16 protein-coding genes are annotated in these 16,086 nt (G+C 64.9%); 10 read left to right on the top strand and 6 right to left on the bottom strand.

Translation table 11 applies throughout. The annotated features are described in order from the left end of the window. Positions 1 to 85 precede the first annotated feature (85 nt). Both OCI36_RS01030 and ruvX read right to left on the bottom strand, forming a co-directional pair. Positions 86 to 2,524 (bottom strand): T9SS type A sorting domain-containing protein, encoded by a 2,439-nt coding sequence (locus tag OCI36_RS01030; protein ID WP_261663214.1) that lies wholly within the window; start codon positions 2,522 to 2,524, stop codon positions 86 to 88. 440 nt (positions 2,525 to 2,964) lie between these two features. Then, positions 2,965 to 3,378 carry a Holliday junction resolvase RuvX gene (ruvX, locus tag OCI36_RS01025; protein WP_409996704.1) on the bottom strand — a complete coding sequence of 138 codons (414 nt, stop codon included), beginning with the start codon at positions 3,376 to 3,378 and terminating at the stop codon, positions 2,965 to 2,967. Positions 3,379 to 3,408: 30 nt separating this feature from the next. On the opposite strand from ruvX, the gene OCI36_RS01020 reads away from it, so the two are divergent. Continuing rightward, a complete protein-coding gene (locus OCI36_RS01020) occupies positions 3,409 to 4,194 on the top strand; it encodes an enoyl-CoA hydratase-related protein (RefSeq protein WP_261663212.1) in 786 nt (261 codons plus the stop codon). 105 nt (positions 4,195 to 4,299) lie between these two features. On the opposite strand, the gene OCI36_RS01015 is transcribed toward OCI36_RS01020, so the two are convergent. Continuing rightward, positions 4,300 to 4,800 carry an RrF2 family transcriptional regulator gene (locus OCI36_RS01015; protein WP_261663211.1) on the bottom strand — a complete coding sequence of 167 codons (501 nt, stop codon included), beginning with the start codon at positions 4,798 to 4,800 and terminating at the stop codon, positions 4,300 to 4,302. Between the two features lie 74 nt (positions 4,801 to 4,874). Between OCI36_RS01015 and OCI36_RS01010 the strand changes: the two genes are divergently transcribed. Both OCI36_RS01010 and OCI36_RS01005 read left to right on the top strand, forming a co-directional pair. Further along, positions 4,875 to 6,782, top strand: a complete 1,908-nt coding sequence (locus OCI36_RS01010; RefSeq protein ID WP_261663210.1) for a chorismate-binding protein — start codon at positions 4,875 to 4,877, stop codon at positions 6,780 to 6,782. A gap of 4 nt (positions 6,783 to 6,786) precedes the next feature. Continuing rightward, a complete protein-coding gene (locus tag OCI36_RS01005; protein WP_315941226.1) occupies positions 6,787 to 7,503 on the top strand; it encodes an aminotransferase class IV in 717 nt (238 codons plus the stop codon). Positions 7,504 to 7,531: 28 nt separating this feature from the next. Here OCI36_RS01005 and OCI36_RS01000 read toward each other — a convergent pair whose 3' ends face one another. The 3 genes from OCI36_RS01000 to uvsE are packed head-to-tail and all read right to left on the bottom strand — an operon-like array spanning position 7,532 to position 8,920. Next, complete coding sequence (locus OCI36_RS01000) at positions 7,532 to 7,816, bottom strand: ADP-ribose pyrophosphatase (RefSeq protein ID WP_261663208.1); 285 nt, start codon at positions 7,814 to 7,816, stop codon at positions 7,532 to 7,534. Next, the gene (locus OCI36_RS13400) at positions 7,734 to 7,991 is read right to left on the bottom strand and encodes an NUDIX hydrolase (RefSeq protein ID WP_409996703.1); all 258 of its coding nucleotides are present in this window, start codon (positions 7,989 to 7,991) and stop codon (positions 7,734 to 7,736) included. The genes OCI36_RS01000 and OCI36_RS13400 overlap by 83 nt, the downstream gene beginning before the upstream one ends. Then, complete coding sequence (gene uvsE, locus OCI36_RS00995) at positions 7,988 to 8,920, bottom strand: UV DNA damage repair endonuclease UvsE (RefSeq protein WP_261663207.1); 933 nt, start codon at positions 8,918 to 8,920, stop codon at positions 7,988 to 7,990. The genes OCI36_RS13400 and uvsE overlap by 4 nt, the downstream gene beginning before the upstream one ends. Before the next feature lie 564 nt (positions 8,921 to 9,484). On the opposite strand from uvsE, the gene mbhE reads away from it, so the two are divergent. The 7 genes from mbhE to mnhG are packed head-to-tail and all read left to right on the top strand — an operon-like array spanning position 9,485 to position 16,043. Beyond that, complete coding sequence (gene mbhE / locus OCI36_RS00990) at positions 9,485 to 11,947, top strand: hydrogen gas-evolving membrane-bound hydrogenase subunit E (protein WP_261663206.1); 2,463 nt, start codon at positions 9,485 to 9,487, stop codon at positions 11,945 to 11,947. Further along, positions 11,944 to 12,549, top strand: coding sequence for an MnhB domain-containing protein (locus OCI36_RS00985; RefSeq protein WP_261663205.1), 606 nt, complete (start codon positions 11,944 to 11,946; stop codon positions 12,547 to 12,549). The genes mbhE and OCI36_RS00985 overlap by 4 nt, the downstream gene beginning before the upstream one ends. Next, a complete protein-coding gene (locus OCI36_RS00980) occupies positions 12,550 to 13,161 on the top strand; it encodes a sodium:proton antiporter (protein ID WP_261663204.1) in 612 nt (203 codons plus the stop codon). Continuing rightward, on the top strand, positions 13,158 to 14,774 hold the full coding sequence (locus tag OCI36_RS00975; RefSeq protein WP_261663203.1) for a proton-conducting transporter membrane subunit: 1,617 nt from the start codon (positions 13,158 to 13,160) through the stop codon (positions 14,772 to 14,774). The genes OCI36_RS00980 and OCI36_RS00975 overlap by 4 nt, the downstream gene beginning before the upstream one ends. After that, on the top strand, positions 14,771 to 15,295 hold the full coding sequence (locus tag OCI36_RS00970; RefSeq protein WP_261663202.1) for a Na+/H+ antiporter subunit E: 525 nt from the start codon (positions 14,771 to 14,773) through the stop codon (positions 15,293 to 15,295). Before OCI36_RS00975 ends, OCI36_RS00970 begins: the two co-directional genes overlap by 4 nt. Then, entirely contained in the window at positions 15,292 to 15,552 is a 261-nt protein-coding gene (locus OCI36_RS00965; RefSeq protein WP_261663201.1) for a monovalent cation/H+ antiporter complex subunit F, read from the top strand. The genes OCI36_RS00970 and OCI36_RS00965 overlap by 4 nt, the downstream gene beginning before the upstream one ends. Beyond that, positions 15,549 to 16,043 carry a monovalent cation/H(+) antiporter subunit G gene (mnhG, locus tag OCI36_RS00960; protein ID WP_261663200.1) on the top strand — a complete coding sequence of 165 codons (495 nt, stop codon included), beginning with the start codon at positions 15,549 to 15,551 and terminating at the stop codon, positions 16,041 to 16,043. Before OCI36_RS00965 ends, mnhG begins: the two co-directional genes overlap by 4 nt. Positions 16,044 to 16,086 lie beyond the last annotated feature (43 nt).

Raw genomic sequence — 16,086 nt, 5'->3', positions numbered from 1 at the left:
TGCCATATGACGGCGGGCCTTTGCTAGAGGGCAATAAAAAAAGCCCCCCGGAAGGGGAGCTTTTTAGTGAGGGAAAGCTAGGTGCTTACTGGTTCTGGTACTGAATCTTCCGAACAACTTCGCTGACGTTGCCATTCTTATCGATGGTTGCAGCGTGGTAAGCGTTCAGGTAAGGCTTCAGAGGAGTAACAGAAGCGTAAGGAGCGGACTCAGTGCTCGACAGCAGGAACAGAGGAGCGAGTTCCTGGGTGCCAGCAACGTTGAGGTCGTCAACGCCCTTGTCATCAGTGCCCTTACCAACCCGGTTCAGGGGGTTGTTCAGCACGACTTCTTCATAGAAGCTGGCCTGCATGATGTTGCTGCTGTTGACAGAGTTAACGTCAGCGCCAGTAGTCAGCAGGTCCAGCTTATGAACCTCGCCCACGGGGCCAGTCACAGGGTTTTCATTCTGAGCCCGACCGAAGTTCAGGAACTGACCGTTGGCCGTCTGCTGACGAACAAACAGGTTGGTATCGTTCAGGTTGACGTTCAGAGCAGGACCGGCCTTCGTCACATCCACCGAATCGGTGGTGCTGCTGACGTTACCTGCACGGTCACGCACAACGGCAATCACGTCCAGCTTGCTCTGGCCGTTGGTCGGCTGGAAGAAGCGGTAGTTGGTCTGGTCAGCCGAGGCCAGCTGTACGGCGCGGCCACCGAAAGCGGAGCCGTTCGTATCGCGGGCGAAGTACATGTAGGGGCCCGACACACCGGAGATGCTGTCATCAGCCTGAGCAGCCAGAATAGCCTGTTCGTTAGCGCGCACAGCCGTGGGCTTGCGGGAGAAGCGCAGGTTAGAAGGACGCTGGTTGTCAACCTTGAGGTTGTAGTCCTTCAGGTCGCCGCCCGTAGCCGGGTTACCCAGCAAATCGGTGGCAGCATTCTGGAAGTCAAAGCGAACGGTGTTGTCTCCAGCATCCAGACCATTGACATCCAGGAAGACGTCGGAGCATTTGGGAGGAGTTTCTTCGGTTTTATTGACCTGAGCAAGATCAGTCACCGGAACCAGTTGGTTGCCCTGCAGAGTGTACAGGCGGCTCAGCAGCGGCTGTCCACCGATGGTAATGCCCTTGTTTTCGCCAGCCTGGGTGTTAACGCCAACACCATCATCACTGATGCCATTGTTGAAGTTGAACTTGGTCACACGGGCCAGACCGGAGATCCAACCTTCTTCGGCGTCGTACAAGTCAATATTGCCAGCATTTTCCTGAGCATCAATCTTGCAGCTCTTGTCGCGGCGAACGAACGTAACGGCCGTAACGGCCGTATCACGACGGCTGAATTCGTCACGGACAGAGCCAGTGCCAGCGTCAACCATGCTGATGAATCCACCACCGTTAACGGAAGGACCGGTGTTGTCCACGTTCAGAGTGAACAGGTTCTGGGCGTTCACAACGCTGCGGTTGCCCAGCTGATCGTAAGCCACAGCAAAGACGTCATAACGGCCGTCCTTCAGAGTCTTGGTATCAACAGTGATTTCGTAAGGGCTGTTATAGGAGGTACCCAGCAGCTTGGCATTATCGAAATCGGCCACACCATTGTTGGAGTTAGGGTCGGCATACCATTCCACGCGTTCCACTCCCGAAGCCAGGTAGCTGGTGCCGGTGGGGTTGTCACGCAAGGTGGAGAGGTTCTGGAAAGCCAGCTTGATGTTACCGTTGGCCCAGTTGCCCAGCTCATGGGTCAGCTCAGCATTGAGCTTACTCACAGGAATGATGTCCGGAACCTGAGGGCCCAGGTTATCAGGCACGATCAGGATGGACTTGGTGGTGTTTTCGTTGCCCTTCCAGTAACGCACAATCACGTACTGCTGCTCACCCTGACGGAGCTTGGCAGAATCGAAGGTCAAGCTACCGCTCTGATCACGGCTGTCGTAGATACGGTTGGCCGCGTTGAGATCGTCAGTAGTGGCGTTGGTGAAGACTTCGATGCGGTCAGCACCATTGGCCTGCTGCTGAGGATCAACCGTTACCTGGCCACGGACGTAGGTCACAATACGCTTCTTACCATTAACGTCCTGTTCCAGATTCAGAATCTTGTTCTGAGCGTCATTGTCACTGGTCAGACGGACATCACCAGCATTAGGATCAACAACCTTACCGTAGGTCAGGGTTACGCCCGTGTCGCGACCATTCACAACCACAGTCTTGGGAGCAGCCATCATGCCGTTTTGGGCCTTACCAGTGATGGTGTAGGTGCCATTGGGCAGCTTGATGGTGTCATTGTCATTGACGGTCTTGTCGCTCAGGCCCTGGATCTTGTAACCGTTCTGATCGGTTACAGTGATCTGAGCGTTGCTCACGCCTTCCAGGTCAATAGTGACACTGTATTCACTAACGGGGGTGGGTGCCGGCGTGATAGGACCCGTAGTAGTACCGGAGCCGGTTTCTGCGGGGGGTTGGTTAACGGGAGCAGAGTTCTGCTGTCCGCAGGAGGCCAGAGCCAGCACACCAGTCAGTACCAATAAAGCAGTTTTCTTATTCATACTTTCTCCTCTAGGCGGCACGATGGAATGAGGCTGCCGCGCCACTCAGGTCTTCCATCCACTTGCCTCACCAAGCGCCCAGCTTCTCACCATCGTGAAAGGGAATCCGAATCCAGTTGCCGAGTTTCCTGTTCAGAACCGACTTTTTTCCGGTAAGACCCGAAGCGTCAGGTTAGATCAAGATGAAATTCCTATTTGGAGGATAAAGCAGCGGTCGGGGGGTGTCAACATAATTTGCTCATTGACACAGGTACCCTCTTCAAAAGAAAAGAGGAGGCTTTCACAGACCAAGAGACGACCAATAGAGAAAAACTACTGCCTTGTTTTTTGTTGACATTCTTCTTACCTGACGGCTCAATTATTCTCATGAACGAATGACTAGGTAAGTCAATGCAGGTTTCATGAGCTGGGTTATTTGGGGTGAAGGGTGAGATGGAAACTCAGATCTCACGTCCCTGTCGGTCCAGCCACAGTTCCAGAATCTGCACCGCCGCCGCCTCGTCAAGGTCGTCGGCACCCAGGGCGCGGGCCCGCTGGGTGGTAAAGCGTTCGTCTTGATAGGATACCCGGTAACCTTTTTCTGCCAGCACCCGCCCAAAAGCGCGCACCCGGTCGGCCGAGGGGCTGGGAGCTCCATCGGTGCGTAGGGGCAAGCCCAGCACCAGCACCTCGGCGCCGGTGGCCTCCACTTTCAGCCGCACCGCTTTGAGGTCCAGCGGCAATCGCTTGCGGTCCACGCTGCCGCGCCCGAAAGCCAGCCGGCCCTGATTGACCGCAAAACCGATGCGGTGCTTGCTGACATCCAGCGCCAGGGCGACCGGCAGCGGTGAGGGTTGGGAAGTCATGCGGCCCATTCTAGGTGGCAGGGACGCTACGCTGTAGCCATGACACAACTGGTGCTGTCGCGTGACCAGGCCGGGGTGCGGACCCTGAGCCTGAACAACCCCGAACGACTCAACGCCCTGAGCGGCGAACTGGCCAGTCAGCTGCTGACGGCCCTGCAAGCTGCCGCCAACGACATAGCTGTGCGCGTGGTGGTGCTGACCGGCGAAGGCCGGGGCTTTTGTGCCGGCCAGGATCTGACCGAAGTGGCCGGGCCGTTGCTGCAGGGCCAGGGCCTGGACCTGAGCGGGCACCTGACCCGGCACTATCAGCCGGTGATTGAGGCCATCCGGGGCATGGACAAGCCGGTGATTGCCGCCGTAAACGGGGTGGCCGCCGGAGCTGGCGCCAGTCTGGCGCTGGCCTGTGACCTGCGGGTCAGCAGCAGCGAGGCGCAGTGGGTGCAGATTTTCTCCAACATTGCGCTGATTCCGGACGCCGGCAGCACCTGGTTCCTGCCGCAGCTGGTGGACTTTGGGCGGGCTTTTGAGCTGATGAGCCTGGCGGAGAAAGTCAGCGCGCAGCAGGCGCTGGAACTGGGCCTGTGCCAGCAGGTCTTCAGCGCGGACAACTTTGCCGAGCAGGCCCAGGCCTACGCCGAACAGTTCGCCGCGCGCCCTGCCCTGGCACTCGCCCTGACCAAACGGGCCCTGAACGCCGCCATGACCGGCACCCTGAGCGAGTCGCTGGCGCTGGAAGCCGAATTGCAGCAGCAGGCCGGCGAGAGCGCCGACTTCAGGGAAGGCGTGCAGGCCTTTATGGAAAAGCGTTCCCCCCGCTGGCGCTGAACGCAGCAAAGCCTCACCCCTGAAGTACAGCTCAGAGCCCCCGCCGAGGAAACGCAGGGGCTCTGAGTCAGTTGCGCCAAAGCTCAGTGGGCACTGGCCCAGTCGTCAGTTCCAGTCGCCGCCGGGTTTGGGACCGGTGCCGGGGTCCAGCGGTTCCAGCTGTAGCAGCCGGGCATGTTCCTGCCGGCGGCTGTCGTCAATCAGGTCGGCCAACGTGGTGCTGCCCAGCACGTCGCGCAGGGCCTGGTCCACCCGCTGCCACAGGTCCAGGGTGCCGCAGACATTGCGGCCGTCACAGATATGGTTTTCCTCGACGCACTCCACCGGGGCGATGCTGCCTTCCATCGCCGTGACCACCTCGTAGGCGGAAATCTGGTCGGCCGGCCGGGCCAGCTTGTAGCCACCGTAAGCACCGCGCACGCTCTTGATAAAGCCGGCGCGGCGCAGGTTGCTGGCGATCTGTTCGAGGTAATGCTGGCTGAGGTCCTGACGTTCGGCCACATCTTTCAGAGGGACGGCCCTGCCTTCAGTGCCCGGGGTTCCCCCGCCGCGCCCGATCTCGATCAGGGCGCGCAGCCCGTACTGTGCTTTGGTCGAAACCCACATGGCCTCATGATACGCGCAAAGCCCCGGCGGCAAATAGGGAGCAGGCGACAGCCCGCTCCATTACACTGGCCGCTGTGAACGTGCCCCTGCCGCCCGCCGCTGCCGCTCTTCACTCTCCTGCCGGCGTGCTGTTGCGGGCGCGGGCCGCTGGGCTGAAGCACCCGGCGCTGCTGGAATCGGCCGGGCCGCTGACCACTCACGGACGGTATTCCTTTTTCAGCGCGGCGCCGGTCCGGACCCAAGTGGTTCTGCCCGAGCGGCCGGCCGGCACAGGCTTTTTCCCCGCCTGGCTGGGCGGGCTGCACTACGAGGCGGCGCAGGCGTTCGGGCTCGCCGCCCACCCGCCCCAGGAGGAAGCAGGCTGGTGGGGCTTTTATCCGTCGGGGCTGGTGTGGGACCGCGAGGCAGGCACGCTGGAGGTGGCCGGCGAACCGCACCTGGACTGGGCCGCGCTGCTCTGCACGCCCCCGGCCACGCTGGAGCCGCTGCGCCTGGGGCCGCTCAGCCCCGATGATCTGGACTACCGCGCCGGGGTGCGGGCCATTCAGGAGTTGATCCGGGCCGGCGAGGTGTATCAGGTGAACCTCTCGCGCGGGGTGAGTGCGCCGGCCAGCGGCGACCCGCTGGACGCTTATCTGCGGCTGCGGGAACTGAACCCCAGTCCCTTTATGGCGTATCTGGAAACGCCGGGCAGCACCGTGGTGTCCAACAGCCCCGAGCGCCTGGCCTGCTGGGACGCCCCGAGCGGGCAGATTTCAGCGCGCCCGATTGCCGGCACCCGGCGGCGCGGCGACTCGCCTACCGAGGACGCCGCCCTGGAAGCCGAGCTGCGCGTAAGCCCCAAGGAACAGGCCGAACACACCATGCTGGTGGACCTGGTGCGCCACGACCTGGGCCGGGCCGCGGCTCCCGGCACGGTGCGGGTGCCGGACCTGATGCTCATAGAGCGCTACAGCCATGTGATGCACCTGGTGTCTGAAGTTGTGGCGGAAGCTGAGCCAGAAATGATGATGCGTGACCTGCTGGCGGCCACCTTTCCGGGCGGCACCATCACGGGCGCGCCCAAAGAGCGGGTCATGGAAGTGATTGCCGCGCTGGAACCTGGCCCCCGGCGCTGGTACACCGGCAGCGTGGGCCGGATTTGCGGGACTGGGGCCGACTTCAGCATCCTGATTCGCACAGCGGACTTCCGGCGCGAAGGCGCGGGCTGGCGCGTAACTGTGCGGGCCGGGGGCGGCACCGTGATCGATTCCGAACCGGACGATGAAGGCGAGGAAACGGTTCACAAGGCCCAGGCACTGCTGAACGTGCTGGCCGGACTGCCGGGCCGCGCCGCTCAGCCGCCCGCACCGCCTGCGCCGGGGACCGACTGGCACTCTCCGGCCGCGCCCACGCAGACACCACTGCGGGTGCTGCTGCTGGACAACCGCGATTCGTTTACCCACAACCTGCGCCACGACCTGCTGAGTCTGGGGGCAGCGGTAGAGGTGCGCAGTCAGGACGAGAACGCGGAGACGCTGCTGGCAAGCCGCCCCGACGCCGTGCTGGTCGGCCCCGGCCCCGGCACACCGGGGACAAGCGGCTGCACTCTGGCCCTGACTCGGCTCTGCCTGGAACGCCGTGTGCCGCTACTGGGGGTGTGCCTGGGGCATCAGGCACTGGGCGAAGTGCTGGGCGGGCGAGTGGTGCGCGGGCAACCCGTACACGGCCGCCCAGAAGCGATGACACATACCAGCAGCGGCCTCTGGGCAGGCATTCCGCAGGGAGCCGAGTTCGGGCGCTATCACTCGCTGGTGGTGGAGGGGCTGGATGGGGCGCTGGTCACGGCCAGAAGTGCGAATGGCGTGGTGCAGGCGCTGGACGTGCCGGGGCAGCCCGCCTGGTCGGTACAGTTCCACCCCGAAAGCGTGCTGAGCCCGTATGGCCGGGTGCTGCTGGGCAACTGGCTGCGGCTGGCGCAGGCTGCCGGGCAGGGCGGCTGAGATGATGGAGCTGTCCCCCCTGCCCCCGCAGCTGAACACACCGGCGGCGCTGCACGGCGCGAGTGCCTTTACCACCATTCGCACCTGCCGGGGTCAGCCGCTGCTGTGGGCCGAGCACCTGGGCCGGCTGGGGGGCACGGCGGCGCTGCTGGGACTTCCCGACCCGGCGGGGACACAGCCACCTGCGCTGGAAGCGCTGCCCTGGGGCCTGCTGCGCCTGACGCTGACAGCAGAGGAACTGTACTGGAGCCACGCGCCGCTGTCGCCGGGGCCAAAGCCAGTGGGCGGCGTAGACGTGCTGCTGACCGGCTGGGAGGTCCACCCCCAACTGGCCGCGCACAAGACCGGCAACTACCTGCCCTACCGCCTGGCCGGGGCCGAGGCACAGGCAGCGGGCGCCTTCGAAGGCTGGCTGCGGCTGGGCGACACTCTGGCCGATGGCAGCCGCACGGCGCCGGTGCTGCGGCTGGGCGGCGAACTGATCGTGCCGGCGGGCGGCCTGCCCAGCATCACGCGGAGCTACTGGCTGCGTGGGCAAGCCTTCAGCAAGCGGCCCGTAGGCCTGGCCGAACTGCGCCGCGTCACCCACGCCTGGATTTGCGGCAGCGGTGTGGGCGTCATACCCGTGCGCGGGCTGTGGTTGGGGCCGGGGGAGCAGCGGAGGCTAGAGGTGCAGTGGCCGCAGGAGGCGGATGCAGTGACCAGGTGGCCGGAATCGTAAGCGGCAAGTTGGTGAAAAGGGGCGGGCCTCATTCTCGGTCAAGCGGTGGCAGCTGCACCTTTCGTTGTACGGCCCGCACTGCGCCATAGTGTCCCGTCAGTACATCCTCTAGCGCGGCAGCCACGTCGGGCAGCAAAGGCTGCCGCTGCGCCAGGTCTGTAGGCAGCAGCCAAAGCACCTCGGCAACCTCATCAGGGTCGGGGGCAGCGACTGCGCCGGGAGATTCACACTCACCGTGAAACACATACGCGTAAATATCCGGCCACCCACCGCCCTGCAGGGTGTAAATGCCGACAATACCTGTCAGCCTCACAGCCAGACCCACTTCTTGCGGCCTCACGCACAGCGGCCTGCTGGGACGTCTCATCTGCTTCTACCACGCCGCCCACCCAGTCCCAGAAGCCCAGGCCATAGCTCTGGCGCAGCGCCAGTACGGCACCATCTTCGCGCTGAATCAGTACGGCGGCACACTGCCCAGGGGCACTCATGACTGCCCCATCAAAGCCGCCACCGCCTCCTCTTTCCCTTTCGCCTCTACCTCAATCCAGGGCACGTCGGCGTAGGCAGCGGGCACGTCGGCAATCAGGTAGGAGTGGCGGCGGTCGTGCGGACCGTCGATGCCGTTGCTGAGGTGCACCAGCTGCCACTCGGGCGGCTGCCAGGTGGCGCGGGCACGCAGCGTCCATTCGCGGATGCTGGGATCATCAAAGCCGCTCAGCCGCCCGTGAACCACCTGATGGTGGGCGTCAAACACAAAAGGCGTGCCGGTGGCCTCGCAGACTGGCAACAGATCGGCAGCCCCGAAAGCGCGTTCGTCGTTTTCCAGGCCCAGGCGCAGGCGGATGGCATCTGGCAGGTCGGGAATCAGCGCCTGCAACTCGGCGCCGCGCCCGCCCTTGCCGCCGTGCAGCAGCAGCAGGTTCCAGCCCGAGCGCTCCAGGCCCAGCGCGTCCATCACGCGGGCATGCACGCCCAGCGCATGCAGGCTGCTCTCGCGCACCTCAGGCCGGTCACTGTTCAGGACAATGAACTGCTCCGGGTGCATCAGCGTGCGGATGCCTGCCGCCGCGAAAGCCGCGCCCGCCGCCTGCAGCTCGCCGCTGAATTCGGCAAAGACCTCGCCGGAAATCTCGTCTGCGGTGCCGCCGTGCCGCAGGTCCAGCATGGGAAAGAGGCTGCTGCTCAGCCGGTAAAGCTGAATGCCCCGCGCCGCGCAGAACTCGGCGGCGGCCCGCAGCCGGGCAATATTGGCGCCGTAGATGTCGCGCAGCTTCTCGCGCCGCTCGCTTTCACTCAGGGCCAGGTAGCGGGTGCGGGTCACGGTGCGGAAGCGCACCTCGGGGCCCACCGTCATGCAGACCAGACCGTAAGCGGGGGAGCCGCCGGCGGGGGCGGAGCGGGGAGCAGCAGAAGTCATTCACCCACCCTAACCCAGCCGCTCGCCGGGGCCTCTACAGCGAAGAGACACGGCGCTGGACAGCGTGGCTTCCCACAAGCATGAATAAACCGTGACGGCCAGCCGGTCTGCCCCCCCCTTGGTACACTGGACTCCGGTTGGGGCCGGTCCTTGCGGGGCCGGTGTCCGAGGGACAGCCTCTGCCCCAGCGGCAGACAGGCTGGGTATCACGGGGGGGTGATGCCGGGGCTCTTTTCGGGCAGAGACCTGGCGTCCAGGAACAGCTGGAGCAGTTCAGGCGGCCAGAACGCGGCACGGTGCGGTCTGCCCGGCTGCTCTACTATCGGAAAGAGCAAAAGCAATGTTCAGGCCCCAGAGGCCGGTCGGTCCGGCCCCCGCAGGCCCCGCCAGCGACAGGCCCAGTCAGGCCAGAGCGGCGCCGGCCTTCTTCGCTCAGCTTTCCCGAACTTTCACCACTTCCAGGAGGGCTATGACTTTTACAACTGCCACGCACACCCTGCCGCAGCCGGCTGACTTGGCCCGCCCCGGCACTTGCGCCCGCCGGCCCGGCGAAAGAGGCCGGCCTTGATTCTCGCCGTTTTCTTTCCCTTCGTGATGGCCGCCGTGGTGGCCTGGGCCGGGCTGCGGCTGGGCCGCCGCACCGGCTATCTGGCCGCGCTGGGCTTCGTGCCCGCGCTGCTGCTGGCGCTGCCGCTCGCCGGAATGCCCGGCGCCGCGCCGCTGCGCGAGGCCATCTCCTGGGTGCCCTCGCTGGGGCTGGAACTGGGCTTCCAGGGTGACGGCTTTTCGCTGCTGTTCTCGGTCCTGATCGGCACCATCGGAACGCTGGCCACCCTGTATTCGGTCAGTTACCTTTCCAGCAATGAACGCTTTGCCCGCTTTTATGCCTACCTGCTCCTGTTCGGTGGCTCCATGCTGGGACTGGTGCTCAGCGACAACCTGATCGGGCTATTCGGCTTCTGGGAAATGACCTCTATCACATCGTTCTTGCTCATCGGGCTGTGGCACGCCCGCGCCGCCGCCCGCGACGGGGCCATCAAGGCTTTTCTGGTCTCGGCGCTGGGCGGGCTGGCGCTGCTGGCCGCCGTGGCGATCATTGGCACCGCCGGGGGCAGCTACAACCTCTCGGAAATCAATCTGGCGGCGCTGCAGGCTTCGCCGCTGTTTATTCCGGCCATGCTGCTGACCTTACTGGCCGCTTTTACCAAGTCGGCCCAGCTGCCGTTTCACCTGTGGCTGCCCACCGCCATGGAAGCACCTACCCCAGTCTCGGCCTTCCTGCACTCGGCCACCATGGTCAAGGCAGGCGTGTTTCTGGTGGCCAAGTTCGGGTTGCTGTTCGGTGGGCATCCGCTGTGGGCCGGTATCATCGTGCCGGTGGGGCTGGCCACCATGACCTGGGGCAGCTACCTCGCCATGCGCCAGACCGACCTCAAGGCGCTGCTGGCCTTTTCCACCATCTCGCAGCTGGGCCTGCTGATGAGCCTCTACGGGCTGGCCGACGCCGAGGGCCGCTTTGCCGGCACGGCACACCTGCTCAACCACGCGGCCTTCAAAGCGGCACTGTTTTTCGTGGTGGGCATCGTGGACCACGAGACCGGCACCCGCGAGATTCCGCAGCTGGGCGGCTTGCGCCAGGTGTTTCCCATCACTTTCGTGCTGGCCATTGTCGCTTCGCTGAGCATGGCCGGGCTGCCGCCGCTGGGAGGTTTCATTTCCAAGGAACTGTTCTTCGAGGCGATGATTCATCACGGCCTGCCGTTCATCTTGGTGGCGGTGGTGGGCAGTGCGCTCACCATCGCTTACAGCATCCGCTTTATCAGCGTGTGGTTCGGTGAACTGAAGCACCCCGGCAAGGAACGCCCCGAGCGCCCCAGCAACGCCATCTTGGCCCCGGCCGCCGTACTGGTGGCCGCCGCCGTACTGTTCGGGCTGTGGCCGCACTCGGTGGAAGTGCTGGTAGACAAGGTCAGCGCCATGCTGCAGTTCAGCGGATACCGCCCGCATCTGTCACTGTGGCACGGCGTGACCCCGGCTCTGGTCGCCACGCTGGTTACCTGGGCCATCGCCGCATTCGTGTGGTGGCGCCGGGACGAATTTGCCCGGATTCAGCAGCGCCTGACGCCCAGCTGGAACGCCAACACCGCCTATTACGGCTTCAAGGAATGGGTGGATATCGTGGCGACCGCCGTGGTTCTGCGCACTCAGGGCCTGGCCCTGCCCAGTCAGCTGCGCTGGACCCTGACCGCCGCGTTCGCGCTGGGCGGCTACGCGCTGCTGCGGCAGGTGCCGCCGCTGCACCTGGAAATCCAGCTGTCGCTTGGCCTGCTGCTGATCGTGACGCTGCTGCTGGCCGGCGCCGTCGGCGTGAGCCTCTCGCGCAACCGCCTGACCTCGGTGGTGCTGATGGGCCTGACCGGCTTCGGCTCCTCGGCGGCGTTCCTGGCCTTCCGGGCGCCCGACCTGGCCCTGACCCAGATGGTGATCGAGACCGTCACGGTGATTCTGTTCCTGCTGGCATTCCGCTACATGCCGGGCATCCGGGCGCTGGCGCGCACCCGGGCGCAGTACGTGATGGACCTGGTAATCGCCCTGAGCGCCGGGGTGGGCATCATGGCTTATCTGATGTCGGTGCATCCTGGCCTGGCCGAATCTATCGCGCCCTACTACCTCCAGCACGCCTATACCGGCGGCGGCGGCAAAAACGTGGTCAACGTGACCCTGGTGGACTTCCGTGGCTTCGATACCATGGGCGAAATCACGGTGGTGGGCATGGTGGCCCTGACAGTGCTGGCGCTGCTGCGGCTGGGCAAGCCCGGGCACGCCCAGACCGAATACGATACCGCCGACCCCACCGCCAACATGGCGCTGATTCCCACCCGGCAGGAACGCGAGCACATCCGCGAGCAGCTGATTGAAAGCGGCACCCTGAGCGCCCCGCAGACCCTGCGGTCGCGCCGCGCCAGCCGCAAACGGCAGCAGCAGAAAAAACAGACCCGCCCCGCCCGCAAAGGAGGCCAGAAGTGAGCCCGAAGCCTTCAGGCAAGGCCAAAAAGTCGCGCCGGCGTAAGGAGCGCAGCGTCACCACCACGCGGGCGCCCAAGGAAAACGTGTGGGACACCCTGCTGAGCGACCCCGACCCCGAGGAGCAGGGCGGCATCCACTCCACCGGCTACGAGTCGCTGGCGTCTTCAGTGGTCAACGACCCGATTCTGAAAACGGTGGCCCAGCCGACTTTCGCGCTGATCGCCATGTTCACGCTGCTGCTGTTCTGGCGCGGCCACCAGCTGCCGGGCGGCGGCTTTGCGGGCGGAGCCATGATGGTCTGCGCCCTGCTGCTGCACCGCATCGCCACCGGGCGCAGCGCCGTGGACTTCAACTTTACCCGCCTGATTCCCACCGGGCTGGCCATCTCGTTTATGACCGGGCTGGTGCCTTATCTGCTGCACGGCTTTTTCCTCAAAAGCAGCTACGGCTACCTGTACACCCGGCTGACCGGCGAGTTCGAGTGGGCCTCGGCCATGGCATTCGACCTGGGCGTGTTTCTGCTGGTGGTGGGCGGCGGCATGACCATTGCCGGCGAACTGATCGATATCGACCCCAAAGAGGTCGTGGAAGGAGACCGCTGAGTGGAACCTCTGTTTGCCCTGGTGATTGGCGTCCTGATTGCCGTGGGCGTGTTTCTGCTGCTGTCGCGCGTGATCGTGCGGGTGGTGATTGGGCTGTCGTTTATCTCGTATGGGGTGAACCTGGCGATTCTGACGGCCGCCGGGTTGCACCCCGACCGCTCGCCGCCCCTGCTGAGCCTGGACGGTCCTTACGTGGACCCGGTGCCGCAGGCCCTGATCCTGACCGCCATCGTGATCGGGTTTGCCACCACCGCGCTGCTGCTGGCGGTGGCAATCCGCGCCTATCAGGTGGCGGGCCACGACGACGTGGCAGCTTTCGGGGACAACCTGGCCGACGACCCCGGCAACCCCGACGGCACGCCCGCCGACGCCGAACACCCCAGCCCCGATATTCCCGATACCGAACACTACGAAGAAGCCCCCTCGCCCAGCGACCTGATTATCCTCAGCGCCCGCTCGCAGCTCAGCCCACGCGGCCCCCGCGCCGTGAAGGTGCCGCCGGCGGCCAGCCCTGAACCAACTGAAAACGTAGCGGCTGGAACTGGGCCAGCCGAACAGGAAAAGGCAGATGATATGGACGACACCAGCACCCCGCAGGGAGGCCCACAGTGAACCCAGCTGATCTGGCCCTGGCCTTGCCGGGCACCGAAAATCCCTGGGTGGCGGCGCCCATTCTCACCGCGCTGGGCACGGCGCTGCTGCTGCTGATTCCGATGCGCCGCAGCCTGAGGGCCGTGCTCTCGGTGCTGGGCACCCTGGCGATGCTGGCCGCCAGCGCCTCTCTGGTCAGCGTGACCAGCGGCGGCGCCGTGCTGAGCAGCTCGATGGGTGCCTGGCCGGCGCCGTTCGGCATCGTGCTGGTGGCCGACCGCCTGGGCGCCTGGATGAGCCTGATGACCGGCCTGAGCGCCCTGATGAGCATGCTGTACGCCGCCTTCAACCCCGACCGGGTACGCGAGAAATACGGGCTGTTCTCGCTGTTTCACTTTCTGTTTGCCGGCGTGCAGATCTCCTTTCTGACCGGTGACCTGTTCAACCTGTTCGTGGCCTTCGAGGTAATGCTGGTGGCCAGTTACGGCCTGACCGTGCTGGGCAGCACCCGCGAGCAGCTGCGCGAAGGCTTTCGCTACATCGTGATGAACCTGAGTGCCTCGGCGCTGCTGGTCGCCACCTGCGGGCTGATTTACGGGCAGCTAGGCACCCTCAACATGGCTCACCTGGCGCAGCGCTCGGCCGAACTGGGCCCCACCCCGGCCGTGACCGCCCTGAGCGTGCTGCTGCTGGTGGTGTTCGCGGCCAAGTCGGCGCTCTTTCCGCTGGGATTCTGGCTGCCGGGCACCTATCCGGCGGTGCCGCCGGCGGTGGGCGCTTTTTTTGCCGCCATTCTGACCAAAGTGGGAGTCTACGCGCTGGCGCGCACCTTCAGCACCATCTTTGTGGCTGAGCCTGAAATTGCTCAGAACATCCTGCTGGGTCTGGGCACCGTCACCATGCTGTACGGCGCGCTGGGCATCCTCTCGCAGCGCGAGTGGCGCCGGGTGCTGGCCTTCTCGGTGGTGTCCTCGGTGGGGTATCTGGCATTCGGCCTGGGCATTGGCACACCCGAGGGGCTGAGCGCGGCCATGTACTACATGGCAATCAGTATTCTGGTCACCACCGCGATGTTCCTGCTGGCCGGCGTGGCCGAGCGCGACACCGGCACCTCTTACGTCGCGGTGCGCGGCATGCTGGAACACCGCCCCCTGATGGCCGCCATCTTCCTGTTCGGGGCGCTGACCATCGCCGGATTGCCGCCCACCGGCGGCTTTATCGCCAAGTTTGCGCTGGTGCAAGCGGCGCTGGCCCGGGGTGGCTCACTGGCCTACCTGGGTGTGTTCAGCGCGCTGGCCAGTTCGCTGGTGATTCTCTACGCCATGCTGAACGTCTGGCGCACCTTTTTCTGGGGCAAGCAGCGCAGTGACCGGCCGCTGACCCCGCCCCCGCTGTATCAGGCGGCGCCGATGTACCTCGCTATGCTGAGCGTGGGCGGCGCCACCCTGCTGGCCGGGCCGATGAACCGCCTGACCAGCGAAATGGCCCGCGAGCTGCATACTCCGCAGCACTACATTCAGGGCGTGCTGGGGGACCGGCCGGTGGTGATTCCCCCGGCGCCAGTCAAAGCGCAGAATGACGAGGAAGCTGCCGGACACGGCAGTCAGAGCGGCCAAGCGGAGGTGCACCCGTGAGAGGACTGACCCTGAACCTACTGGTGGCTTTTGTGTACGCCCTGCTGATGGGTGACCTGGGCATGCGCGAGTGGCTGACCGGTTTTCTGGTGGGCTTCTTGATTCTGACGCTGTTTCCCCGGGCGCTGGGCACCGAGCTGTACGTGGCGCGGGTGCGGGCGGTGAGCCGCTTCGCCTGGTTTTTCATCAAGGAACTGACCTGGGCCAACATTCAAGTGGCCCTGATGGCGCTGCAGCCGCGTCCGCACCTGACCCCCCTGATCGTGGCGGTGCCGCTGCGGCTGGAAGGCGAGGCGGCACAGACTATGCTGGCCGCCACCATCACCCTGATGCCCGGCACGGTAGCGATGGGCTTTAACCCCGAGCGCACCGTGATGTACTCGCATGCCATCGGGATTCCTGACCCCGGCGACGCCCGCGCCTCGGTGACCAAGGTTGAGGACTATCTGCTGGACATCATTGACCCACTGGGCCGGGCTGCGGCCCATGCCGGCCCACGCGCCCAGGAGGTGCGCTCATGATCATCAACCTTTCCCTGGTCATCGTGACCCTTTCGGCCATTTTGGTCACTTTCCGGGTGCTGCGCGGCCCCAGTTGGGGTGACCGCATCATGGCCTTCGACTTCCTGAGTGTGAATCTGGTGGTGCTGTTCGTGCTGTTCGCCGCCAAAACCCACCTGCTGGTGATGCTGGACGCCGCGCTGCTGCTCTCGCTGCTGGGCTTTCTCAGCACGGTGGCGCTGGCCCGCTACCTGCTGCTGGGCCGGGTGATGAAATGAACCTCCAGGCCTGGGACATCAACCTCTGGCGCGACATTCCGGTGCTGTTCGGGTCCATCTTCGTGTTTGCGGCGGCCGTGGGCGTCATCCGCTTTCCCGACCTGTACAGCCGCCTGCACGCCAGCTCCAAGCTGGTTACGCTGGGCTCGGCCGGGATTTACCTGGGGGTGGCCGCAGATCTCGTGGACCCCACCGCTTTTACCCGGCTGCTGGCGGTGCTGCTGTTTCAGTTCCTGACCTCGCCGCTCAGCGCGTACCTGATCGCGCAGGCCAGCTACCTGCGGGGGCTGCGGGCCCACCTCTCGCAGCCGGAACACGGCCAGCCGGACGAGTGGGACATATTCAGCGCCGCGCAGGACTTCAGCCGCCGGGCCGGTGCCGAAGCGGCCCAGGGACAAACACGCGCTGTGGCGCAGACCCAGTCACACGCTCAGGCCGCCGCCCAGTCTCAAGCACTGGACGATGCACATACGCGGGCCGGGCCGGGCTGAACGCTGCCCCGCTTCTCCCTCCTTTCCCCCTGCTGCCCACCTC

This window comes from Deinococcus sp. Marseille-Q6407 (assembly GCF_946848805.1).
Classification (GTDB): domain Bacteria; phylum Deinococcota; class Deinococci; order Deinococcales; family Deinococcaceae; genus Deinococcus.
Note: the sequence above shows the minus strand (reverse complement) of the source record. Positions and strands in the feature narration are given on the sequence as shown.